Raw genomic sequence first — 17,541 nt, 5'->3', positions numbered from 1 at the left:
TCGCCGGTCAAGAGCATGGCCGCACCACATGAAGGAGAATGTGGGTCCGTGACGGTCTTTCGGCACCCCGACCCCCCGGCCGCTCCACCAGGACCGGCCGCGAGCGGACCGGCCTCCCCCGGTCACCTGCTCGAACTCATCCGCACCCGCCCGGGGTGGACCCGCCAGCAGTTGCTCAGCGCCACCGGCATGTCCCGGACCACCCTGTTCGAGCGGCTGGACCAGCTCTTCCGGGCGGGCCTGGTGTACGAGTCCGGCGCCACCGGGTCGTCGGTGGGCCGCCCGGCCCAGCGGCTCAGGTTCGACGACCGCAACCGGGTCGCGCTCGTCCTGGACCTCGGCCAGGCGCACGGGCGCATCGCGATCGCCGACCTGTTCGGCCGTACGCTGCGGATGGAGACGCTGCACCTGGACATCTCCCGGCCGCCCGGCGAACTGCTGCCCAAACTCCTGGACCGCGCCGACAAGCTGCTGCGCGTGGACGAGGAGGCGCAGGTCGTCGGGATCGGCATGGGCATCCCCGGCCCGGTGGACGTGAGCACCGGGCGGCTCGGCGCCAGCACCACCATGCCGGGCTGGGAGGGCTACGCGATCGAGGAGACGGTCCGCGCCCGCTGGGACGTGCCCCTGCTGATCGAGAACGACGCCCGTGCCTTCGCCCTCGGCGAGGCGTCGGCGAGCGGCGAGCGGGGGGTGCTGCTCGCCGTGAAGTACGCCACCGGGATCGGCGCCGGGATAGTCGTGGACGACCGGGTGATCGGCGGCGCGGACGGCGCGGCGGGCGACATCGGGCACATCAGGGTCACCGACGACGGCCCGCGCTGCCGCTGCGGGCGGCGCGGCTGCCTGGCCGCCTGGGCCTCCGGCAGGGCGCTGCTCGACCAGCTCGCCGTCCACGGCGTGCACACGCTGGAGGACATCGTGCTGAGCGCGAACGCCCAGCACCCCGACGTGATCGCCGCCCTGCGGGAGGGCGCGCGGCGGCTGGGCCGGGTGCTGGCGACGCTGGCCGCCACGCTCAACCCGAGCACGCTGGTGCTCGGCGGCATCATCGGGCAGTTGCCGATCGTCGCCGACGAGGTCGGCCGCCGGGTCAGGGCCGACGCGATGGAACGGGCCACCCGGCGGTTACGCGTCGTCCCCGCCAGGAACGGCGACGAGAGCGCCACGCTCGGGCTCACCCTGATGGTCGCCAAGCACGTCTTCTCCCCCGAGGCCATCGACACCATGCTGGGGGTCTGAGCTCAGCGCGATGCGGCGGCCAGGCCTGCCCCCAGGCGCGCGGCCAGGCCGGTGTTCCTGCGCCCGCCGAGCCGCCGCGCCGCCGACTCCAGGGCCTCCCGGCCGCCGACCAGCACCACCCAGGACCGCGCCCTGGTCACCAGCGTGTAGAGCAGCCTGCGGCGCAGCATCGCCGAACCGGCCTCGCCCACGATCGGGGCCACCACGAAGGGGTACTCGCCGCCCTGGGAACGGTGCACGGTGATCGCGTAGGCGTGGGTGAGGTCGTCCAGCTCGCCGAAGGCGTACTCGACGTCCCGCCCGTCGTCGGTACGGATCTTCACCACGCGCTCGGGGACGTCGACCTCGGTGACCGTGGCGGTCTCGCCGTTGAAGACGCCCTTGTCGTAGTTGTTGCGGATCGGCATGACGCGGTCGCCCGCCCGGAACACCGCGGGCCCGGCCCAGTGCTCCGGCACGCCGTCCCGCGCCGGGTTGAGCCGTTCCTGCAGCCTGCGGCCGATCTCGACGCTGCCCGCCGCGCCCTTGCGGGTCGGGCACAGCACCTGGACCTGCCCCGGATCGACGCCCTGCTTGCGGGGGATCGCCTCGGTGGCCAGGTGGACCACCCGCCGGGCGACCGCGTCGGGGTCGTCCAGCTCCTCGAACCAGAACCCGCCGCCGCCCGGCGGCCTCGGCAGCTCCCCCGCCCGGATCAGGTGGGCGGCCGAGATGATGCCGCTGCCGCTCGCCTGGCGGAAGACGTGCGTCAGCCGGACGCGCGGGACCTCCGGCACCCGCAGCACGTCGTCCAGCACGTTGCCGGGGCCGATGCTGGGAAGCTGGTCGGCGTCGCCGACCAGCAGCAGGTGGCTGCCCGCCGGGACCGCCGAGGTCAGCCGGGTGGCCAGGTGCAGGTCCAGCATCGACGCCTCGTCCACCACGACCAGGTCGGCCCGGGCGGGCGAGTCCTGGAACAGGGTGCCCTCCTCCGGTTCGCCGCGGCGGGCGAGCATCCGGTGCACGGTCATCGCGGGCAGCCCGGTGGCCTCCGACAGGCGTTTGGCCGCCATGCCGGTCGGCGCGGTCAGGGTCACCGTACCGCCCATCGCCCGCACGGTCGCCGCGATCACCCGCACCGTGTGGCTCTTGCCGCAGCCCGGCCCGCCGGTGAGCACGGAGACCGTGCTGGTCAGCGCCAGGTTGACGGCCGCGCGCTGGTCGTCGTGCAGGGTCTCGTCCTCCGCGTAGGGGCGCATGGGCAGGGTGGAGCGGGCCCGGCACAGCCGGGCGAGCTGCGCGGCCAGTGCGCTCTCCCTGGCGTGCTGCTCCTTGATGTAGACCACGGCCTGCCCGGGGACGACGGGCGAGGGCTCCACGACGATCCGCTTCTCCGCGGTCAGCGCGTCGATCGCCGCGCGGACCAGGTCCTCGTCCTGTTCGACGAGCCGGGCGGCGGCGGCCAGCAGGACGGGCATCGGCATGAAACAGTGCCCGTCACGGGCCGCCGCGGCCTCCAGCCGGTCCAGCACCCCGGCCCGGATCCGGCGGCCGTCGCGCTCGGACACCCCCGAGCGCAGCGCGATCCGGTCGGCGGTGTGGAAGGCGATCCCCCTGACCTGGCCGATCAGCCGGTAGGGGTCGCCGGTGAGGATCTGCGCCGACTCCTCGCCGTAGACCTGGTAGATCTTGGCCGCGAGCAGCGGGCTGATGCCGAGCCCCTGCAGGACGACCATCAGCGCGGCGATGGCCTTCTGCTCCGCCCAGGCGGCCACGATCTGCGCCTGCCGGGTCGCGCCGATGTTGATCACCTCGCGCAGCCGGGCCGGCTCAGTGTCGATGATCTTCAGGGTGTGCTCGCCGAAGTGGCTGACGATGGCGTGCGCCAGCCTCGGGCCGATCCCGCGGACCAGGCCGGAGCCGAGGTACAGCGTGATGGCCCGGACGGTGGAGGGCACCACCCGCTCGCACTCCTTGACCACGAGCCGGTCGCCGTGCCGCTGGTGGCGCTCCCACTCGCCCGCCAGCCGCAACGTCTCCCCGGGCTGCACTCCGGCCAGCGGCCGGCCGGAGGCCACGAACCCGGGCCGGTCGTCGGCGGTCATCCGCGCGACCGTGTATTCGTCGTCGGCCACGAACACCAGCCGCTCGACCGTCGCCTGCACAGCCGTCAGCACGGCCCACCCCGGTTTCCCGACATCACGCGTCACTCCACCGCCGGACAATACCCAAGCCGCCCGACACTCCGATTCGGCGCTCGTAGACCACGTAAGGGCTATAGGCTAGGTTTAGCAGTTACCGGATCGAGGAAAGGAGTGGCGTGCGGATCTCCATCCGCGACTATGCGGCTGCCGCCGCGGTGGCGACCGAGCTGGTCAACGGGTCGCCGTCGGTGCGGGGCGCGGCCGGTGACGCGCTGCCCGACCCGGGGGCGCTGGCGGAGTTCCTGGCCGGGCACGACGTACCGCTCGACGCCCCGGGGGCGCGCAATCCCACCGCGACGGACCTGCACCAGGTGCGCCTGCTGCGCCGCGACGTGCGCGCCGTCCTCGCGGCGGCGACCGAGGACGACGCGGTGGCGGCGGCGGGCGTGCTGGCCGGCTGGGCCGGGCTGGCCCCGGTGCTGGGACGCGACACGGATGGCGGGTGGCGGTGGGAGGTGCCGACCCGGGCGGGCGCCCCGCTGGTGGCCGAGCTGGCCGCGTTCGTCGGCATCGGGCTGCTGGGCGTCATGCGGGCACTGGGGCACGACCGTTTCCGCGCCTGCGCCGCCCCGGGCTGCCGGGGCGTGTTCGCCGACACCAGCAGGGCCGGCCGCCGCCGCTACTGCACCCCCGACGCCTGCGGCAACCGGGTCAACGTGGCCAACCACCGCGCCAGACGTACCACCGAGATCAAGGAAGGCTCCCCCCGATGAACACCCCAATGAAATCCTCACCGAACGACCCGCCCAGCGGGCCGCCACAGCCAGGCGCAACCAGACCGCCGAACGACTCCCGGACTCAAAACTCACCCCAAATGAACACCCCACCGAACCCCACGAACGCCTCCCCGAACCACTCACCGAGCGGGCCGCCGCTGCCGGGCGCGATCAGGCTGCCGGACGGCTCCTGGGTTCGGGGTCGTGGCCTGCGCCGGCCAACGCCGGGCGGCCCCGCGCCCGATGCCGGTCTCTATCTCGGCTCACGCCGGCTCCGCCGCCGCCACGACGACGCGCTGCGCTGGCCGCACGAGTGGCTCGACTGGCCCGACTTCCTGCTCCCCCGCGACCCTGCCGAGGCCGTCCGGCACATCCGCGCACTGCACGCCCAGGCACGCGCGGGCGCGGCGGTCGAGGTGGCCTGCGGCGGCGGAGTCGGCCGTACCGGAACCGTCATCGCCTGCCTGGCCGTCCTGTCCGGCCTGAATCCCACCGACGCCGTCACCTGGACCCGCGAACACCACCACCCTCGCGCCATCGAAACACCATGGCAACGCCGCTGGGTACACCGCTTCCCCCACCGGCACGCCATGCCGTGACACGGCATTCGGCCCCACGGCCACCCATGCGATCGAGACACCATGACGTCCCGCAGCCCAGCCGAGGTACCGCGCCGCGACACGAGCAACGCCCCGACGACCGTGCACGATCGCGCCGCCGCACCAACAACACGCCACGACCATCACCCACGCGACCACCGGCGCAGTCGAGACACCATGCCGCCGCAGCCCAGCCGAGGTGCCGCCCCGCGACACGAGCAACGCCCCCACGGCCGTCCACGATCGCGCCGCCACACCAACCACACGCCACGACATGCCACGGCATTCGCCCCACGGCCACCCGCGCAGTCGAGACGCCATCCCGGCGCCGCAGCCCAGCCGAGGTACCGCCCCGCGACGCGAGCAACGCCCGACGACCGTCCACGATCGCGCCGCCGCACCAACAACACGCCACGACATGCCACGACCATCACCCACGCGACCACCGGCGCAGTCGAGACACCATGCCGCCGCCGCAGCCCAGCCGAGGTACCGCCCCGCGACGCGGGTAACGCCCCGGCGGCCGTCACGATCAAGACACTGCGACAGCACGGCTCTCCGGTGCCGGCCCCGCGCGGTCAAGGCCCCGTGACAGCGCCGCTCCCCGGGGCTGGTCCCGACCGGCACGTTGGGATGTTGCGGTGTCGGTCGGGGCCGTGGGGTGTCAGCCGCCGCGGGAACCTGCGGTGATGGGTACGGCGCGCATGTGGACGTTTCTGACGAACAGGGTTTCCACCGCGGCGAGCGCCCAGCGCATCCGCTGGACCGCGGTGTCCGGATAATCGCCATAGACCGCGGCGACCTCTCCGGCGCATCCCCTGGTGCCCCCGTGCGCGCGCACCGCCGTACGGATGGCCTGGGTCGCCTCCTCCGCGCTGGGCAGGCCGGACGCGGAGAGCGGGCTGACGAACAGAGCCTCGGCCCGCGCGGCGTGGAGCAGGTCGGTTACATGAGACATGGCCGGCACTTCCCTTCCTCTCTCGGTCGCGCCGCGAAGTGCGCGCACTTTTACAGAGCCAGGACAGGTGAGTCCTGATACAGAGAAAAGGGACCGGGTCCCAGCCGATGTACGGCGGGGATCAGGTCGCCGGGCAGAGTTCCGCCGCGAGCGCGCCGAGGGTCGGGCCGAGGGGGGCGTCGAGGGTGACCATGGCCTGGGCGTCGCCGCGCGTGGGACCTTGGTTGACGATCGCGATGGGGATGGCGAGCTCGGCGGCGTGCCGGACGAATCGGTACCCGGACATCACGGTCAGGGACGACCCGAGGACCAGGAGCAGGGCAGCGCGCTCGGTCATCGCGTAGCACTCCTGCACGCGTACGCGCGGCACGTTCTCGCCGAAGAAGATGACGTCGGGTTTGAGCACGCCGCCGCAGCCGCCGCAGTCCACGATCGTGAACGACTCGATCAGGTCGTCATCGAGGTCGGCGTCGCCGTCGGGGTTGATCTCGCCCGCCGCGGTGTCCCAGCCGGGGTTGGCGGCGGCGAGCCGCCGGTGCAGCACATGCCGCGGACTGCGCTCGCCGCAGGACAGGCAGCGGACGCGGTCCAGGCCGCCGTGCAGCTCGACGACGTCGCTCGCGCCCGCGGCCTGGTGCAGGCCGTCCACGTTCTGGGTGATGATCCCGGCCACCAGCCCGCGGCGTTGCAGCTCGGCGACCGCCCGGTGACCGGTGTTGGGCAGGGCCCCGGTGATGTGCCGCCAGCCCAGGTGGCTGCGCGCCCAGTACCGCCTGCGGGCCGCCGCGCTGCCCACGAACGTCTGATAGGTCATCGGCCGAGCCTGCCGCTTCCGGCCGCTTTCACCGCGATAGTCGGGTATGCCGGACTCGGTGGACAGCCCGGCTCCACTCAGGACCACGACCCCGCCGTCGGCCACCAGGTCCGTCAGGAGCCCGAACGTCGAGCCTGTTTCCGCCGCCGTCTGAATCACACCTCCATGGTGCCCGATCGCCGGGCGGGCGAACTGTCGGGGATCTCTGCTGAAATGGTCGCGGAGATCATCCGCAGGAAGGGAGCACCACATGGACCGCCCAGGCTGGAAGCCGTTCTTACGGCGCTGGAGCGAGGAGTGGCTGTCGTCGCGCGAGCCCGGGCCGCCGCGTCCGTTCGAGGAGCCGATCACCGCCCCCCGGCTCGGCTACCCGCCCGCCACCGAGGATGAGGTGGCCGCGGCGGAGGTGCGGCTGGGCTGCTCGCTGCCGCCATCCTTACGGGAGTTCCTGCTGGTCAGCAACGGATGGCAGGACCTGGGCGACTATGTCCGCAGCCTGCGCGCCGCCGATGAGCTGGGCTGGGTGCGCGACCTCGAACCCTACTGGATCGAGGCTTACGAGGACGAAGTGGCGGACGAAGAGGAGGAGGACGGCCATGTGCCCGACAGCCGGTTGATCGAGCGGTCGCTGCTGGTCTCCCTGGAGGCCGACTCGGCCATCGTCTTCCTCGACCCGATGGACGTGGACGAGCGAGGGGAATGGGCCGCTTACCGGCTGGCGTCGTGGTCCGGAAGCGGCCCCGAGCGGCACGGCTCGTTCGCCGAGCTGATGTACGACCTGTACGCGCGCTTCCACGCCCTGCGCCGCCCGCCGGGCGCCACGGCCGACGAGTGGGACGCCAGAACGGAGAGAGCCCGGCTGGCCGCCCTGGCGGGCGAGGTCGAAGGGCCGCTCGCCGAGCTGGCCGAAGCCGCGAGGTTCGGCCGCGACCGGGCGCGCCTGCTGCGGTTCCAGATGCTCGTCATGCTCCGCCGGCCGGACGCGCCCATGGAGATTCAGGTCCCGCTGTCGCACGCCGGCGCGCCCACCTGGTCCCTGGACGCCACCTTGCTGATGGCCGAGATCCTGCCGGTGCTGCACGCCGCGGACGAGCGCACCCCGATGGGCACGCTGTCCATGCTGTCGTTTCTCACCGACTACGGTTCGGACCAGGTCAGGCGGCTGATCATGGACTATCGTGCGCGGGCCGCCGAGCCCGGCTTCCGGCCGCGCCTCGGCCCGCCACACTTCGAGTCGGCAGTGCGCGCCGCCGTCACCGCCCCGGACCCATGGCCGGCCCTGCACGAAGCCCTTGAGTCGTGGCGCCCGCTGAACGATGACCACATCGCCCCGATCAGCCTGCTGGCCGACCCTCAGATCGCCCCATTGATCACCCCGGACCTCGGCCGGCGGATCCTCGCCACCCCACGTGGAAAGGACAGAAAGCCGACTTCCGATTAAACGGGGGTGGACGTCCGCGGAGTCGCCGTCTCCACCGCGATCACGTCTTGCACCAGCTCCACCGCGAGCCGGGCGTTCTCGTCCGTGCTCAGCGTGGAGCCCGAGGTGAAGAGGCCGTTGATGATCAGCAGGATGCGGTCGGCGAGGCGCTGCGGATCGGCCGCCGTGGTGCGCCGGGCCAGCGTGCAGATCTGCTCGCGTACCGCGCTGAAGTGCTCCAGCGCCGTACGGTGCACCGGATGCCCCTCCTCGGGGAACTCCGCGTAGGTGTTGCGGATCGGACAACCGCGAGGGCCGGGAACGCTCCTGCCGACCACCCGGACCAGCTCGACCAGTTGTTCCTCCGGCCGCTCGCCCACCTCGACCGCGGCGGCGAAGCTCCGCTCCCAACTGCCCTCGCACCGGTGCAGGTAGGCGGTCACCAGCTCATCCTTGCTGCCGAACTCCCGGTAGAGCAGTTGCTTTCCGCAACCGGCCGCGTCGATGATGCGCTGCATCCCGACGGCGTGTACGCCATAACGGTCGAACAAGTCGGTCGCGGCGTCGAGAATGCGCTCACGCACGCTGGCGGACGGTTGCCGTGCCATAAAGCGATAATAGCAGACCAATCAGTCCGGGCAGCTGCGGAGGGCCGGACGAGGCCGCCTGGCCAGGCACGCCGGAATCCCGTGGCCGCCCGTAGTTTAGCCGCCGCCGCATGGCCCGCGGCCGGACACCGGCCTAGCATCGATTCCGAATATCGCCCCGCGAGATCCACCAGGCGGCGGCCGGCGAACCGGCGAGTGGACGGAGTACCCGGAATGGCCCAGCAAGAGCGGACTTTCTCCCAGGCGGATTATGATTTCGACGCGCTGTACGCCGGGCGCGCGACATTCGAGGGCTCTGAACCGGGCGCGGGGTTCATTCCCTGGGACATCGGCGAACCCCAGCCCGTGATCGTGGAGCTGGCCCGGGCGGGCGGATTCCGGGGCAAGGTGCTCGACGCGGGCTGCGGCCTGGGCGAGAACGCGATCATGCTCGCGTCCGCCGGCCTGGAGGTGACCGGTGTGGACGGCTCGCCGAGCGCGATCGAGCAGGCCCGCCGGCGGGCCGCCGAGCACGGCGTCCGGGCGCTGTTCAAGGTGGCCGACGCGACGGAGCTGCGCGACATCGGGACCGGTTTCGAAACGGCGCTCGACAGCGGCCTCTACCACTGCCTGAACGGCGAGCAGCGCTCGGCGTACGCCGCCGCCCTGCACCGGGTGTGCCGGCCGGACGCCACGCTGCACCTGTTCTGCTTCGCCGAGTCCGTCCCCGCTGGGACGCCGATCGCCCAGGAGGTCCTGGTCAGCGCGGACGACCTGCACGCCCACCTGGACCGGCACTGGCGGATCGAGGAGATCACCGAGACCGCGTTCGCCACCGGGTTCACCCGCGAACTGCTCGCCGAGATGTGGAAGGCGGGCGCGCCGGACGTCGTGGCCGCGCCGGACCCGGACGGCCTGCGGGTGGACGAGCGCGGGCGGGTGCTGACGCCGATGTCGCACGTGCGCGCGCGGCGCAGGTGACCCACGGTCACAGGGCCCCGGCCTCGTACGCGGTGTAGACGGTGGGATAGATCGGCCGGAAACCCAGCTCGCGGCGGATCTTCGAGGTGTCGACGATGCCTTCCCAGGGATCGGCGGGCCCCTGGTCCACCGTCAGGTCGGCGGCCGTTTCGCCGTTGAGCTCCCGGAGTTCCAGGTGGGTGACGGGCGCGTCGTCGGCCACGTTGTACGTCCGCCCGTCCACCCCCTCGGCCCGCACGGCCCGTAGGAGAGCCTGACCGACGTCGGCGTGGTGGACCAGGTGCAGCCGCTTGTGCGCCGGCCAGTCCCGGGCCCAGGCCAGCGATTCGGCCAGGTGCGGATCGCCCTCGCCGTACACGAACGCCAGTCGCACGATGCGCACCGGCAGCCCCTCCGTCCGATGGAGCCGCAGCAGCGCCTCCTCCGCGGCCACCTTGCTCGTCGTGTAGGCCCAGGCGGGCGGCGCCGGTTCGTCGGCCTCCCGGGCGGGCCGGCCGCGGCCGGGACCGTACACGAGGGTGGTGCCGGCGCTGACGAAACGCGACACGCCCGCGCGAAGGGCGGCCTCGGCCAGCTCGATGGTCGCGGTGCGGTTGACCGCGACCGCCTCCTCGTCACCGACCTCGCGGAACGCCGCGCCGAGATGGACGACCGCGGCCACCCCCTTGAGCGCGCCGGCCAGCGCGCCGCCGTCGCGCAGGTCGCCGATGACGACCTCGGCGCCGAGCCGGGCGAGCGGCTCGGCGCGCACCGGGTCGCGGGCCAGGACGCGGACCGGCTCGGCCCGCCGGAGCAGGCGGGGAACGAACCGGCTGCCGACACGACCGGTCGCGCCGGTCACCAGGATGGTCATGGGGAACTCCTGAAACGGGGCCACTTTTCAATGGGCCGGCCATCCGGTCCGCCGCGGTCGGAAAATGCTTCAGAGCGCTACCAGGGCCAGTGCCAGCCGTCGTTGTCGGGAACCACCCAATAATGGTCGAGCACGACCTTCGCAAAGTACCAGCGATCGCCTCTGCGGACGTACTCGTCGGAAAACTGGCCGATACTGCTGAACGCCATGCTGTCCTTGTTGAACCTGATCTGCTCTTCAAAGAAGCACACGCCTGTGGCGGTCTCCCCGTCAAGCACGCGAACCTGGTGCCCGTGGACGAAGTTCTTCAGCGCGATGGCGGTGGCGTTGCGCATGTCCCGGATCTGCTCCAGCAGCCGGCCATAGTAGTCCCTGACCTCCTTGCTTCCGTGGGCCTGGCCGTATTCGCCATAGTCGAGGTGCGCCTCGTCGGTGAACAGCGCGGCAAGGGCGTCCCATTCTTTGTTGTTGAGACAGCGATGGAACTCAGCTCGCAGGCTGGTGAGATCGCGGACGGCCTCCAGTTCCGCAACGCGTTTCGTGAGCTGCTTCAGTGTGCCGGCCGTATCCACATCGTCTAACATCCTGCTACCTTTCGGATCAATGCCGCCCGGCGATGGACGGACGCGATCGCGGCGCGCGCGTGGCGCGGCGGGTGACATGCCAACGGTCGCAAGCGGGTGTGGTGGCCGCAAGGGTTCCCGCCCTGTTCTGTGGTACAGCCGAAGGGCCGGCCGCCGCCCTCGCGGTCAGGTGCCGACGGCGCGGGCGGCGGTCTCCAGGGCAGATTCCCGTGCATTTCGGATGCCAGGCCCGAAACCTCGGACCGATCCGTCCCAAGCGGCCACTTCGCCTTGACACGCCTTCGCAACCGTACGGATAATTCGACTGCGGACCGATCGGTCCAGGGCCGTACGAGCCAGCCGAGATGCCAGCGGAAGTCGCTGCGGCGGTCCGCGCCGCCCATCCCTTCTCTCGTTCCCGGCCGACCAGGAGTGCCGTGTGACTACAGAAACGACATCCGCCCAGCCCGATTCCGAAGTGGTGTATCCACGCCGCTGGGCCGCGCTGGTCGTCCTCCTTGTGGCCTTCATGCTGGATTTGCTGAGCGTCACCATCGTCAATGTCGGCCTGTCCGCGATCCAGCGCGATCTCGGCGCCAGTCCGACCGATTTGGAGTGGATATCCGCCGCCTACCTGCTCTCCTTCGCCGTCGCATTGATCACCGCCGCCAGGCTGGGTGACCTGCGCGGCCGGAAGCTGGTTTTCATACTCGGAATCGTCGCCTTCGCGGTGGTCAGCGTATGGTGCGGAATCGCGCGCAGCCCGGGCGAGCTGATCGCCGCGCGGGTGCTTCAGGGATTGGCCGCCGCCGCGATCGCCCCTCAGGTGATGAGCATTCTCTACACGATTTTCACCGGCCGGGAGCGCGCCACGGTTTTCGGGACCTTCGGTCTGGTCTCCGGGGTCACGCAGGCCGGTGGGCTGATCCTCGGCGGGGTACTGATCACCGCGGACGTCGCCGGGCTCGGCTGGCGCATGATCTTCCTGGTCACCGTGCCGGTGGCGGTCGTGCTGATCCCCCTTGCGATCTGGCTGGTCCCGGAGAGCCGCGCGGCCGGCGGCGCCCGGCCCAGATGGGGCGCCACGGGCGTGCTCGTCGTCGGGCTCGTCGCGATCGTGTTCCCGCTGCTGGAAGGCCGTACCTACGGCTGGCCCGCGTGGATCTGGCTGCTGCTCGCCGCCGGTGTCCTGGCGGTGGTGGGGCTGGCGATCGTCGAGCAGCGCGATCCGCGGCGGCGGGCGGGCGCGCTGCTGCCCGTGGCCCTGTTCCGCAACCGGACCGGCGCCGGCGGGCTGCTCGTGCTGCTGCTGTCGTTCTCGGGTTTCAGCGGCATCATGATGATCATCCCGCTGTGGTTGCAGGACGGGCAGCGCTACTCGGCGCTGAGCGCGGGCCTGGTCTCGATCGCGTTCGCCGCAGGCGGGCTGGTCATGGCGATGCCGACCGGGCGGCTCACGGTACGGTTCGGGCGGTTCATCGTGCTCGCCGGGTGCCTGCTGTCGGTGGTGGGCGGGCTCATGCTGCTCGTCGCCGTGCAGGCCGGCTCGCCGGTCAACGCCTGGTCGCTGGTGCCGGGCCTGTTCGCGCTCGGCGTCGGGATGACCCTGGTCATGCCGCCGCTGACCACCCTGTTCCTGTCGGCCGTGCCGCCCGAGTACGCCGGATCGGCCTCGGGTGTCTGGACCACCGGCCAGCAGTTCGGCAGCGCGCTCGGCGTCGCGGCGTTCAGCACGCTGTTCTTCACCGTCCTTGAGGGTGCCCGGGACTACCAGGGGGCGTTCACCACGAGCATGATCGCGGTGATGGCGGCCCTGGTGGTCAGCGCGGGACTGTGCTTCACCCTCGCGCCGAACAGGCGGCACGCCCAGTAGCCGCTTCCCCGTGATCCGGCGCGAGGACGGGTGCCTGGCTCAGGTCGTATCCGAGTTCGACCGGGCCAGGCATTCGTCCGCGAACGCGAGCACGCCGAGGTGGTAGTCGCGGGCGGCGTAGCCGAGGCTGATGTTGTGCCCGGCGCCGGCCAGGTGCTCGGTACGCACGACGGGAGCGGCCAGCCAGGCCGTCATGGCCTCGACGGTCGCCGGGTCGCAGCGCCACCAGCGTTCGTGCTCGGCGAAGGTGAACCGCACCGGAACCCGGACCTCACGGGCCACCTCCGGATACCGGCGCGGCCACTCCGGTATCTCCGCCGCCTCCCGGGGCGGGACCGGCGCGGCGAGCCGCAGCGCGTGCTGGAAGGTCCCCGGCGGGTACAGGCGCAGCGGACCCCAGCTCAGGGACCGGGTGCGCCGCCCGTTCACCTCGCCGCGCAGCTCACGGTCCACGGCCCAGCGGTCACTGATCCCGGAGACGTCCACGCCCAGCAGCGCCGCCTCGCCGCTCCAGCCCGCCGCGACCGCGAGCGCGACCTTGCCGCCCAGGGAGTGACCGACGATGACGAAACCCGCTCCGATGGGGTCGCGGCCGTGGTAACCGGTGAGGGCCTGCCGGACGTGGCTCGCCTGTTCGGCCAGTTCCAGCCCGTCGGGCACGGTGGCCGCGGAAAGGCCGTATCCCGGCCGGTCCAGCGCGAGCGCGGCGTAACCGCGCGACGCCGCGAGGGTGAGCAGCGAGGCGGCCGGGTCGGCGGCGCCGTGGAAGTACCCCGCGCGCATACCGGCGCCGTGCAGGGCGACGATCACGGCCCTCGGCGGGCCGGGCGGCAGCGCCAGCAGCCCGGAGAGCCGCAGCCCGGCCGCGTCCACCTCCACGGGACGGACCTGCGCGCCGGATGGGACGCCCCGCGCCTGCGGGGACGAAGAAGACAGCGTCATGACGTCCTAGTCGTTGATCCGGCAGATGACGGCGCCGGCGGAGACGGCCACGCCGACCGCGGCGGACAGGCCGCTGACGGTGCCGGAGCGGTGCGCGTTGATGGGCTGTTCCATCTTCATCGCCTCCAGGACCACGACGGGCTGCCCGGCCTGCACCGGTTCTCCGTCCGCCACGGCGACCTTGACGATCGTGCCCTGCATGGGGGCGAGCAGAGCGTCGCCGGACAGCGCCGACCGGGCCCTCTTCACCGCCCTGGGCCTGCCGCGCACACCATCGTCGCCGATGGACGTGGCGGGCTCGCCGCCCAGCGCGGGCAGCGAGATCTCCACCCGTCTGCCGCCGACCTCGACGACCACGATCTCGCGTTCGGCCGGCTGCTCCCGGCCGAAGGCGTCCGGCTCCTCGTAGGGGGCGATCCGGTTGTCGAACTCCGTCTCGATCCAGCGGGTGTGCACGCTGAACGGCGTGACGTCGTCGGCGGGCACGAAGGCGGAGTCCTCCAGCACCGCCCGGTGGAAGGGCAGCACCGTGGGCATCCCGCCCACCTCGAACTCCGCCAGCGCGCGGCGGGCCCGGTCGATGGCCTGGCGGCGGGTCGCCCCGGTCACGACCAGCTTGGCGATCATCGAGTCGAACGCCTGCGGAATGGTCTGGCCCTGCGCGCATCCGGCGTCCACGCGCACCCCCGGCCCGGAGGGGGGCTGCCAGCGGGTGAGGGTGCCGACCTGGGGCAGGAAGTCCCGCCCCGGGTCCTCGGCGTTGATCCGGAATTCGAGCGAGTGCCCGCGCGGCACCGGGTCCCCGTAGCCCAGGGCCTGTCCGTCGGCGATGCGGAACTGCTCGCGGACCAGGTCGATCCCGGTCACCTCCTCGGTGACCGGATGCTCGACCTGCAACCGCGTGTTGACCTCCAAGAACGAGATCGTGCCGTCCCGGCCGACCAGGAACTCGCACGTCCCCGCCCCGACGTACCCGGCCTCGGCCAAGATCGCCTTGGAGGAGGAGTGGAGCAGCTCCAGTTGAGGCTCGGTCAGGTACGGGGCGGGGGCCTCCTCGATCAGCTTCTGGTGCCTGCGCTGGAGGGAGCAGTCGCGGGTGGACACCACCACGACGTTGCCGTGGGCGTCGGCCAGGCACTGCGTCTCCACGTGCCGGGGCCGGTCCAGGTACCGCTCGACGAAGCACTCGCCCCGCCCGAAGGAGGCGACCGCCTCGCGCACCGCCGACTCGAACAGATCGGGCACCTCCGCGAAGGTCCGGGCGACCTTCAGCCCGCGACCGCCGCCGCCGAACGCCGCCTTGATCGCGATCGGCAGGCCGTGCTCGCGGGCGAAGGCCACCACTTCGTCGGCCGAGGTGACCGGGTCGGCGGTCCCGGCCACCAGGGGCGCGCCGACCTTCTGCGCGATGTGCCGGGCGGCCACCTTGTCGCCCAGCGCGGTGATCGCCCGGGGTGGCGGGCCGATCCAGGTCAGCCCCGCCTCGATCACCGCCGCGGCGAACTCGGCGTTCTCGGCCAGGAACCCGTATCCGGGGTGCACCGCGTCGGCGCCCGCCTGCCGGGCCACGTCGAGCAGCTTGCCGATGGCCAGGTACGACTCGGCGGCCGTCTGCCCGCCCAGCGCGTACGCCTCGTCGGCCAGCCGGGCGTGCGGCGCGTCGAGGTCCGGCTCGGCGTACACCGCCACGCTGGCCAGTCCGGCGTCACGACACGCGCGGGCGATTCGGACCGCGATCTCCCCGCGGTTGGCGATCAGGACCTTGCGCACGTGAAACCGCCCTCCCTGCGTTTCGGTGAAGTGGTGGCCGGAACCGGCGAAGCGGTGGCCGGAAGTGCTGCCTCAGCGCCGCGCGAGGAGATCCTCGGTGATGCGATGCAGGCGCGTCGCGGCGGCGGGGTCGAACGACCAGCCCTCCAGGCCGATGAACCGGTCCTCCCACAGGGCGGTGAGCGGTTCGGCCGGCGGGTCGTCGATGACGGCCACGATCGGGATGATGGACTCCTCCGCCGACTTCGTGGCGCCCTTCTTCATCTCCTCGACCTGTGCCGCCGTCTCGGGGTCGAACTCGCCCGCGAGGCCGGTGCGCGTGCCGCCGGGGAACTGCAGAACGTAACGAATCCCCCGGTCACCGTGCGCGGCGGCCCAGGCGACACCGAGGAGATCGTTGAGCTTGCCGCCCTGGAACATCGCCTCCCAGCCGTCGTAGCCCCGCGTCAGTTCGAGGTCGTCCCAGTGGACGCGGCCGGCCGATATGCCGGGGCCGGCGACATTGACGACCGCCGACGTCCCGGCCTTCTGCATCGGTCCCACCAGGCCGTGGCTGAGCAGGAACCGGCTCAGGTAGTACAGTGCGAACTGGTGCTCGAAGCCCTCGGCGGTGACCCGGCGGTAGGAGCGGAAGAACCGTGCGCACAGGACCAGGGCGTCCACGGTCGGGAATATTTCGCCGACCTCGCGAAGAACCCGCTCGTTCTCGCTGACCAGGCTGAGATCGGCCGCTATGAAGAAAACCCGCTTACCGGCCTCCTTCTTCTCCGACTCTTCGATGAAGCGGGCGCCCTTCGCCGGGTCCGGGGCGACGATGAGGACGTTGTCCCCGCGATCGCGACAGGCACGGGCCAGGGCCAGCCCGATACCGGACGTCCCGCCCGTTATGACAATGTTCTTCACGGAAATCCCTTCGGCCGCCAAGACGGGGGTCCAGCCCCCGCCGGCGTTCTGCCGCTAGTGGGTAAAAGTGGTGGTCACAGCAATTCTCGCAGAGCTTTCAGGGCCGCCGCAAGGGATACGGACCGTTCGGTCCGTGACCTGTGGCGGAGCCGTAGGGACGCTGGGCTCAGGGACCGCATAGGGTTCAAGAATGGAATGCCGGAGCCGATCAAATAGGGGGCCGATGGTGGAGCGACATAATTCGATCACGTTAGTCGGCGAGACGGGCCGGAGCATGGGGGCCGGGCCGGCGCAAGAGCCCGGCGGGCCGGGTTGTCATCCGGCCGTCGACAACCGGCAAAGCGGAGATGACACGGCGGGCACGGCGGAGACCGGCGGTTCCGCCCGCCCCGCCGAGCAGCCGCCCGGCGGGGCCGATCGGGGCGCTCGGCACCATGGACGCAACGGCGCACCAGGCCGCCTACGGCCGCGAACCCTTTGGTCAGAGGCGGCCCGCCGGGAACCTCGGCCGAATTCGAGGCCCCTGGCGAGGACCGGATCGCGGTCCAGGCGAGCGGCCGGAACAGGGGCGCCGGTCCGCGACGCCGACGCGGCCGGCCCATGTTCCATCGCGCCGGTCACGTTCGTCCGGGGAAACCTGCCGGGAAGGTGACCGGAAAGGCGGCGGACACCCACGTCTCGACGCACCGGGCCCGCGCGTGCGCGATGGCGAGAAGGCGGCCGGACATGAGCCGCCCCGATGCCGTCGCGAAGCCCCCACGGTGGATCCGGCGCTCCGATCGAGCAGCCCTCCGCACCGCCGTCAAGTGACGAACATCACTTATTCTGGCCGTGTGCGGGCCGCCCTTACGGCCCTTGATTATCTCGGCACAGTAGATAGACTACTAATTTAGTAGGGATCTCGTCGCAGGCTTCCTCAGGCCGGCCCCCGGCTCATTCGGAGTGCGGGACGGCGACGTACGGGGGTTAGGAATTCCGGCTGGTGGGCGGCGCTCACTTCATCGCCTCTTCAAGTGGGCGGCCCGCGTCCTGTCATCTAACTTGTTGATCATGGACCACGCCAGGAGATGAATCCCTCTATCGCGTGTGAGCCTTTTCAATAATCAGACGCGCCCACCCGCCCTGGACCGTCCTGGG

The 17,541-nt window shown here is 71.7% G+C and carries 15 protein-coding genes; 6 read left to right on the top strand and 9 right to left on the bottom strand.

Annotated elements, in window-relative coordinates; translation table 11 throughout:
* The first annotated feature begins 48 nt into the window (after window positions 1–48).
* The gene (locus tag ACH34R_RS15845) at window positions 49–1,242 is read left to right on the top strand and encodes an ROK family protein (protein WP_397562174.1); all 1,194 of its coding nucleotides are present in this window, start codon (window positions 49–51) and stop codon (window positions 1,240–1,242) included.
* A 2-nt stretch (window positions 1,243–1,244) separates the two neighbouring features.
* On the opposite strand, the gene ACH34R_RS15840 is transcribed toward ACH34R_RS15845, so the two are convergent.
* Complete coding sequence (locus tag ACH34R_RS15840; protein WP_397562173.1) at window positions 1,245–3,398, bottom strand: ATP-dependent RecD-like DNA helicase; 2,154 nt, start codon at window positions 3,396–3,398, stop codon at window positions 1,245–1,247.
* 143 nt (window positions 3,399–3,541) lie between these two features.
* On the opposite strand from ACH34R_RS15840, the gene ACH34R_RS15835 reads away from it, so the two are divergent.
* Both ACH34R_RS15835 and ACH34R_RS15830 read left to right on the top strand, forming a co-directional pair.
* A complete protein-coding gene (locus tag ACH34R_RS15835) occupies window positions 3,542–4,138 on the top strand; it encodes a CGNR zinc finger domain-containing protein (RefSeq protein WP_397562172.1) in 597 nt (198 codons plus the stop codon).
* Window positions 4,139–4,239: 101 nt separating this feature from the next.
* Entirely contained in the window at window positions 4,240–4,740 is a 501-nt protein-coding gene (locus tag ACH34R_RS15830) for a protein-tyrosine phosphatase family protein (protein ID WP_397562171.1), read from the top strand.
* A gap of 664 nt (window positions 4,741–5,404) precedes the next feature.
* On the opposite strand, the gene ACH34R_RS15825 is transcribed toward ACH34R_RS15830, so the two are convergent.
* On the bottom strand, window positions 5,405–5,698 hold the full coding sequence (locus tag ACH34R_RS15825; protein WP_397562170.1) for a hypothetical protein: 294 nt from the start codon (window positions 5,696–5,698) through the stop codon (window positions 5,405–5,407).
* Between the two features lie 121 nt (window positions 5,699–5,819).
* A complete protein-coding gene (locus ACH34R_RS15820) occupies window positions 5,820–6,671 on the bottom strand; it encodes an NAD-dependent protein deacetylase (protein ID WP_397562169.1) in 852 nt (283 codons plus the stop codon).
* Between the two features lie 91 nt (window positions 6,672–6,762).
* Between ACH34R_RS15820 and ACH34R_RS15815 the strand changes: the two genes are divergently transcribed.
* Window positions 6,763–7,953 (top strand): SMI1/KNR4 family protein, encoded by a 1,191-nt coding sequence (locus ACH34R_RS15815; RefSeq protein ID WP_397562168.1) that lies wholly within the window; start codon window positions 6,763–6,765, stop codon window positions 7,951–7,953.
* On the opposite strand, the gene ACH34R_RS15810 is transcribed toward ACH34R_RS15815, so the two are convergent.
* The gene (locus ACH34R_RS15810) at window positions 7,950–8,540 is read right to left on the bottom strand and encodes a TetR/AcrR family transcriptional regulator (protein ID WP_397562167.1); all 591 of its coding nucleotides are present in this window, start codon (window positions 8,538–8,540) and stop codon (window positions 7,950–7,952) included. The two genes, ACH34R_RS15815 and ACH34R_RS15810, sit on opposite strands and share 4 nt — an antisense overlap.
* A 213-nt stretch (window positions 8,541–8,753) precedes the next feature.
* Between ACH34R_RS15810 and ACH34R_RS15805 the strand changes: the two genes are divergently transcribed.
* Entirely contained in the window at window positions 8,754–9,500 is a 747-nt protein-coding gene (locus ACH34R_RS15805; RefSeq protein WP_397562166.1) for a class I SAM-dependent methyltransferase, read from the top strand.
* Window positions 9,501–9,507: 7 nt separating this feature from the next.
* Here the strand turns inward: ACH34R_RS15805 and ACH34R_RS15800 are convergent, their stop codons facing one another.
* The gene (locus ACH34R_RS15800) at window positions 9,508–10,353 is read right to left on the bottom strand and encodes an NAD-dependent epimerase/dehydratase family protein (protein WP_397562165.1); all 846 of its coding nucleotides are present in this window, start codon (window positions 10,351–10,353) and stop codon (window positions 9,508–9,510) included.
* Window positions 10,354–10,430: 77 nt separating this feature from the next.
* A complete protein-coding gene (locus ACH34R_RS15795; RefSeq protein ID WP_397562164.1) occupies window positions 10,431–10,937 on the bottom strand; it encodes a nuclear transport factor 2 family protein in 507 nt (168 codons plus the stop codon).
* Window positions 10,938–11,355: 418 nt separating this feature from the next.
* Between ACH34R_RS15795 and ACH34R_RS15790 the strand changes: the two genes are divergently transcribed.
* On the top strand, window positions 11,356–12,789 hold the full coding sequence (locus tag ACH34R_RS15790; protein ID WP_397562163.1) for an MFS transporter: 1,434 nt from the start codon (window positions 11,356–11,358) through the stop codon (window positions 12,787–12,789).
* 39 nt (window positions 12,790–12,828) lie between these two features.
* Here ACH34R_RS15790 and ACH34R_RS15785 read toward each other — a convergent pair whose 3' ends face one another.
* The 3 genes from ACH34R_RS15785 to ACH34R_RS15775 form a co-directional block, all read right to left on the bottom strand.
* On the bottom strand, window positions 12,829–13,731 hold the full coding sequence (locus tag ACH34R_RS15785) for an alpha/beta hydrolase (RefSeq protein WP_397562162.1): 903 nt from the start codon (window positions 13,729–13,731) through the stop codon (window positions 12,829–12,831).
* Window positions 13,732–13,737: 6 nt separating this feature from the next.
* Entirely contained in the window at window positions 13,738–15,501 is a 1,764-nt protein-coding gene (locus tag ACH34R_RS15780) for an acetyl/propionyl/methylcrotonyl-CoA carboxylase subunit alpha (RefSeq protein WP_397562161.1), read from the bottom strand.
* 72 nt (window positions 15,502–15,573) lie between these two features.
* Window positions 15,574–16,404 carry an SDR family NAD(P)-dependent oxidoreductase gene (locus ACH34R_RS15775; protein WP_397562160.1) on the bottom strand — a complete coding sequence of 277 codons (831 nt, stop codon included), beginning with the start codon at window positions 16,402–16,404 and terminating at the stop codon, window positions 15,574–15,576.
* Window positions 16,405–17,541: the final 1,137 nt, after the last annotated feature.

It is taken from the genome of Spongiactinospora sp. 9N601 (assembly GCF_044326295.1).
Taxonomy (GTDB): domain Bacteria; phylum Actinomycetota; class Actinomycetes; order Streptosporangiales; family Streptosporangiaceae; genus Spongiactinospora; species Spongiactinospora gelatinilytica.
Note: the sequence above shows the minus strand (reverse complement) of the source record. Positions and strands in the feature narration are given on the sequence as shown.

Bases quoted from the DNA above. Each gene is read 5' to 3' on its own strand.
- ACH34R_RS15795 (WP_397562164.1), bottom strand. From the start codon at position 10,937: ATGTTAGACGATGTGGATACGGCCGGCACACTGAAGCAGCTCACGAAA.
- ACH34R_RS15825 (WP_397562170.1), bottom strand. From the start codon at position 5,698: ATGTCTCATGTAACCGACCTGCTCCACGCCGCGCGGGCCGAGGCTCTG.
- ACH34R_RS15785 (WP_397562162.1), bottom strand. From the start codon at position 13,731: ATGACGCTGTCTTCTTCGTCCCCGCAGGCGCGGGGCGTCCCATCCGGC.
- ACH34R_RS15805 (WP_397562166.1), top strand. From the start codon at position 8,754: ATGGCCCAGCAAGAGCGGACTTTCTCCCAGGCGGATTATGATTTCGAC.
- ACH34R_RS15810 (WP_397562167.1), bottom strand. From the start codon at position 8,540: ATGGCACGGCAACCGTCCGCCAGCGTGCGTGAGCGCATTCTCGACGCC.
- ACH34R_RS15830 (WP_397562171.1), top strand. From the start codon at position 4,240: ATGAACACCCCACCGAACCCCACGAACGCCTCCCCGAACCACTCACCG.
- ACH34R_RS15815 (WP_397562168.1), top strand. From the start codon at position 6,763: ATGGACCGCCCAGGCTGGAAGCCGTTCTTACGGCGCTGGAGCGAGGAG.
- ACH34R_RS15800 (WP_397562165.1), bottom strand. From the start codon at position 10,353: ATGACCATCCTGGTGACCGGCGCGACCGGTCGTGTCGGCAGCCGGTTC.